This is a genomic window from Fluviicola sp. (assembly GCF_030151805.1).
In the GTDB taxonomy this organism is placed as follows: Bacteria; Bacteroidota; Bacteroidia; order Flavobacteriales_D; family Crocinitomicaceae; genus Fluviicola.
In genome coordinates this window covers 1-5,248 of the sequence record NZ_JASLCN010000465.1, presented here as the reverse complement: position 1 = coordinate 5,248, position 5,248 = coordinate 1, and the positions used below count along the sequence as shown (strand labels likewise).

The 5,248-nt window shown below is 37.9% G+C and carries 6 protein-coding genes; all 6 read right to left on the bottom strand.

The genetic code is table 11. The features are described from left to right. Nucleotides 1-641 (bottom strand): choice-of-anchor J domain-containing protein (locus Q1V93_RS17665; RefSeq protein WP_300666491.1); only part of this gene is annotated, 641 nt, incomplete at its 3' end. A 24-nt stretch (nt 642-665) separates the two neighbouring features. Continuing rightward, a complete protein-coding gene (locus Q1V93_RS17660) occupies nt 666-1,130 on the bottom strand; it encodes a DUF4268 domain-containing protein (RefSeq protein WP_300666489.1) in 465 nt (154 codons plus the stop codon). 290 nt (nt 1,131-1,420) lie between these two features. Then, nucleotides 1,421-3,091 carry a T9SS type A sorting domain-containing protein gene (locus tag Q1V93_RS17655; RefSeq protein WP_300666488.1) on the bottom strand — a complete coding sequence of 557 codons (1,671 nt, stop codon included), beginning with the start codon at nt 3,089-3,091 and terminating at the stop codon, nt 1,421-1,423. A gap of 703 nt (nt 3,092-3,794) precedes the next feature. Further along, on the bottom strand, nt 3,795-4,484 hold the full coding sequence (locus Q1V93_RS17650) for a hypothetical protein (RefSeq protein ID WP_300666486.1): 690 nt from the start codon (nt 4,482-4,484) through the stop codon (nt 3,795-3,797). Between the two features lie 37 nt (nt 4,485-4,521). Next, entirely contained in the window at nt 4,522-4,716 is a 195-nt protein-coding gene (locus Q1V93_RS17645) for a hypothetical protein (protein WP_300666485.1), read from the bottom strand. Next, on the bottom strand, nt 4,713-5,248 hold a 536-nt coding region (locus Q1V93_RS17640), incomplete at its 5' end, for a mobilome CxxCx(11)CxxC protein (RefSeq protein WP_300666483.1). The genes Q1V93_RS17645 and Q1V93_RS17640, both read right to left, overlap by 4 nt.

Sequence of the window (5,248 nt, the reverse complement as noted above, 5' to 3'; positions counted from 1 at the left end):
GCCGAAAATTGAATAAAGTCTGTGGTAGGATTCGGATAAATACTGATATCGGTTTTCAGGTTGTTCTCATTCAATGAAAGCGGATCGTCTTTTCGAACACGGATGCTATCCAGTAACAATTTGAATCCTCCGGTTGTTTCCAACACAAATGCCAGGTGAATGGTTTGTCCGTTTGAATAACCTTGTTCGGATAAATTCACTTCGCGTTCCGTCCATTCTTCCGATTCGAAAACGACACGGGAAATGGTATCGTTAAAACTTGCAATTTGCGTATCAGTTGTTGAAACCAATACCTGGTAAGTGTCCGGATAGCTTGGGTCGAAAGATCTTGCCTTCCATTTCAGGTAGTTTCCATACGTACCGATTGTCACGGGCGGCGAAATTAACCAACGGCTTGCTTTTCCGTTTGTTGTGAAATAAGATGTCGCTGCTGCGGCCGAATCGTTTGAATTAGCAGGATCTGCAATTGTAATCCATCCGGGAGCGAACTGAGCATCTTGTTCTATGTAAGAATCGTTCTTGATGATGGTCCAGTTAGCAGGGATTCCCTGTTGGAAATCTTCTTCCAAAATGGTAGTTTGAGCATTCAACGAAAGCGCTGAAACCAAAACGCTTGAAAAAAAGGCTATTTGTTTTAACATAAAGCAAAAATACAAAGACTTTGGCTACATTGCCAGATTTATCAGAATATCCTTAAATTCTTGATAAAATGCATCGAAATGAATGAGACGATCTGCCAGAAAGCTCTGAATTTCAGCATGATCTTCCGGATTGAAGAAATTCAGATCGGTTCGTTCCCAAATGATGCGGTTGAACTGAGGAACTGAAGGTGAAGAAGTGTTTTCGATCCAGGTTCCTTCCGTTCCCATTTCAGATTCCATGACGACTTTTAATTCATAGAGCTGCTCCCACAAAATTTGACGGACTCCTTCGTCTTTCCCTTGAATATCAACTGTTAAACGAGCTCCTTTACCATCTGCGTCTACACGGATATAGATGTTTTTCACCTCGGAAGGATAAGCAAGCCAGTTCATTCTGCGACCGTTGGAAGAACGCGTTTTTTGCATCTTCACTTTGAATTGGTTCCAGAAATCGGTTTTTAATTGCTTGAGTGCTTCTTTGGAGTACATATTTCGGATACTTTGATGCAAAGATACATTTGTATTCGAGGTTTGGAAATGAGGTGTTTTTGATTTAACAACTTGTAACGATTTCGGAACTTTTTTCGCGCTGAATCTCCATGTTTTCTAAGGCTGTTCGCAATATCGCGAACTTGCGAATCTACATCAAAAAAACGCGAAGATGCAAAGAACGCAAAGGAGTCATTTCGGACTTCACGTTCTCCGCATCTTCACGGTTACAATTCAGGCGTGATTGTATTTTCGTTTATTTATTTCATCTGTTCGAGGACCAAAAGGAATTACTCAAACAACATTTTTTTGGTTCCCGTTTTTCCGTCTGGTGTCTGTACTTTCAGGATTGCAACTCCTTTGTATTCAGATTGAACGAATACTTCAGAAATTCCTTGTGATACCTGACTTTGATAAAGTGTTCGTCCGTCAAGAGCAATTAATTCAATCTGTGCGGTTTCTTCAATATTGATCATAAAACGACCGTTTGTAACCGGATTCGGATAAGATGAAAATTCCTGTTCTGCAGATAGGTCTTCAACTCCCAGGTTTCCGCTCGTTCCGAAAGTCAGCTGCAAGATGTAAATGCTTCCTTTTGTTGCTCCTCCAACCGGATTCCGGTAACCAGTCAGTAAGATTTTGTTGCTGCCGATTACATCGACATCCATGAAATTTGCCAGTTTTCCATTCCATCCGGAGGTTCCAACAATTCCGTGGTCAAAAATCATGTACCCGTTTCCATTAAATGATTGATTTAATTGTCCCTGGGTATTCATACTGACAATCAATCCTTTGTTTTGGAAATTTCCACCGACATAATCGGTAGTGAATCCACAGATCAGGAACTCATTCGGACTTCTTTCGATGATTTTATTGAAGAACGTTGCGCTGTCTTCGAGGAAATCGAAGTTTGAGAATCCGTTTGGAATGTTCATATCCAATGTACCGTTTGCGTTTACAAAAGCCACAAATCCTCTGTTTGCTTCGCCATAGCCACTAAAATCCATTGGAGAATAATAATAATGTTCCGACATATTATAACCGGCAACCAATAACTTGCCCGTACTCGATAAGGCAATGGAAAACGGTTGGTCTGTAACGTCCGTTCCAAAAGTGAAGATTCCATTCGTTCCGAAAGCAGGATCCAATGTTCCGCCAGGAGTTAGTTTGAAAACCACATTATCTGAGTAATTAGTCGAATCATAGGAAATGGTCGTTTGGTCCCAGCTCGATTTGAAAAGCAATCCGTAAGCTTCGCCGTTTGAACCAATTACCATGTCTTTGAACTGCGTGTTGGGTACATTTACCAACGAAAAATAGCCATTTGTTCCATAAGTCATATCGGCAAAACCATTCGAATTGAGTCGTGCGATAGCCGGTTTTCCACCCGGACCGCGGCCTCCAACCAAAAATTTCCCATTGGGAAGAATGTGAAGACTTTTCGGGATGGAATAGGTTCCGGTGGTTCCGAATACATCATCCGTTAAGATATGACCGTTGTTTCCAAAGGTAGAATCGAGGCTTCCATTTGTTTTAAAGCGCATCATTACGAATTGGCTTGCTCCACAAATTCCGTTAACGCAATACTTGGATTCGCCGATCATGACAATTTTTCCATCCGGCTGAATTTCAACATCGTAACCGATACTGGTTTGTCCGCAGAAGGTTTTAGTGGAACCGTTTACTCCGAAAGTCGGATCCGGCATTCCATTCGGTAAATAGCGGTAGAGATACATGAACAAGTCGGAAGTGACATTGGCGTCACGGGCAAGAACGGTGACAATTTTCCCATCCGGTTGAATAGCCGAAGCGTAACCTGAGCCCAGATTTCCTTCACTATTGGAATTCGGACCTTGATAGGGGAGGTAACCATTAACCGCAAATGACGAATCAATGTGTTGTGCAAAAGAGCCCGCCGCCAATAACAGCGCCGATGAAAGTAGTAAAGATCTAATTCTCATAAATAGTATTTTAGTATTGGGTTTGTATCAAGACGTCCTTTTGGTTGGAAAAGTTTCATGAAAGAATGGAAAATAATTCGCTGTGTTTGTTTTGAAACGAACGCTCCTGGTTATGTTTAAAAGCGCTCTTCCTATTTAACATAAGATTATGCGCGAGAATGCGCTATTTGATTTCATTTGAGTATTGGTGCGTAAATTCAGGAATTTTGAAATAACGGATTTCCAGACTCAACCAGGATTTTGTATTTCACTGAAAGAGATAACGTTAAATCTATTGGTGATTGCCAAAGCACAGAGATTTGTTTGAATCCGGACACTGAATCAAATCGGGTGAATTCTTATTAACAATCCAGAATTTGGTTCCGGAGAATCGCGTAGAATTTTTTTTGATTGAAGTTTGTCCGAAATAATTTTATGTAGGTGTTTGTAAAACAGTGTTTTAATGAGTGGGAATTGGATTCAGTGAAACGATAATTGAACTTGAATCTTTTGTGCACATGTGAGAGGAAGTTTTCTTTCGATGAATCGTAGCTGAAGGAAGTGGAGAAATAATTCAAAGAATCTGTAGTGATGCACAATAAATGTCAAAGTTGGTTTGTCAAGCTATTTAACATAATGATAATTATAGGACATTTAATTTTCAGGATTATCTTCTTCTGGAATAAAAGAAAGAAGTTTGATTTCATTTCCTTTAATTATATGATCAATAAGCTAAATATGCTGCAAAAGCCTCCATACCATATTTAAACATTTGAGCAAGATCAGCTGATACATCCACATCTACATTACATATAACTTCAATCGAGCCATTGTGAATGCTATCTAAAGTTATTTCTGAAGGAGAATCACTCTTAACTAAGGTATGGAAAATAATAAGTGTTCTATTCCATTTATTTAACGATTTAGAGAACTCTTTGATCGTTCCGACTGTTTTCAAATCCTTGAAAACCAATGCTATTAATGACTTTTCCTTGTCGTTTACTATTGGTTCATCTTCAACATACATGTTTAAGATTTTTGTTATAGATTCAATTTCATTGACATTATTATCGATTGCAATTACAAGTTGATTCAGAATATTATAAAAAGAGTCATAATATGAATTAGCATCTATTTCCGTATTGAGATCCAATTCCACGAGTTTTTCAAATGTTCCATTTTCTGTAAATGCTGAGTCTTTAAGTAATAGCTTCAAATCAGAAAATAATCCATGATCTTCGAAGTAATAATACTTCTTCTTAATTCTTTCCGACAAATCTTTCATAAATACCAAGTTTTGATTATGTGATTGCTGGATAGATTGAATGTAATCTCCTAAATCTCTACGAAATCCAGAAGTAATAATCAACTCTTGAAACAGTTCAGCCTTTGATAATAGGTTCGTAATGTTCATTTTGTGCAAGATTTAATTTTAATACAAATTACAAAGATCATTTGCCACATACTGGACAAGAATTAGTATTCATTGGCCCAAGGCTCTTACTTAATGCTTCGCTTAAAGTGATTTTTCGTAAAAAACCAGAATCGTAGTCCCTTAATATCTCCAGCAGTTTTGCTTGTTCAGTTGGAGTAAGTTCAGTAAAACCTTTGAATAGTAGTTTTGCTTTTACAGATAATTCATTCATATTCCCATTAATTTATAAATTATTGTTTTCTTGTAGTTCCCACAAACATCGCAATCAGATGGAACCATATTTGAAGGCTTTACTTGACAATTTGCACATTGACTTTGGAATTCTCTAAGTGCTGCACGCATTCCCATTCTCAGTTCCCATTCTTTAACTTCGAATTTTGCGTCTTGTGTTTCTCTTCCCGAGAGCTTTGTTTTCGCAATCGCGTATTTAGATTTTAATTCAGCAAGCTCTGATGATGGGATTTTAGATAATTGTTTAAATTCTTCCGACAAATTTCCTCGATCGATTTTTGATTCAATGAAATATGCATATTTCTCGTCCCATTTGTTCAAGATGGCTAAAAAGGAGATGGTCGCTTGGAAAATCATCAGTGCTCCACCTACGTAGATTAAAATGTTTAGTATACTTGAATTCCCTCCTAAAGCAATCGTACCTATTACAAACGGTACAATCAATCCAACTATCTTGATATAATTCAGTTTTTTCTCAAAGATTAAAGCTTTTTTGGAAAAAATATATGAAT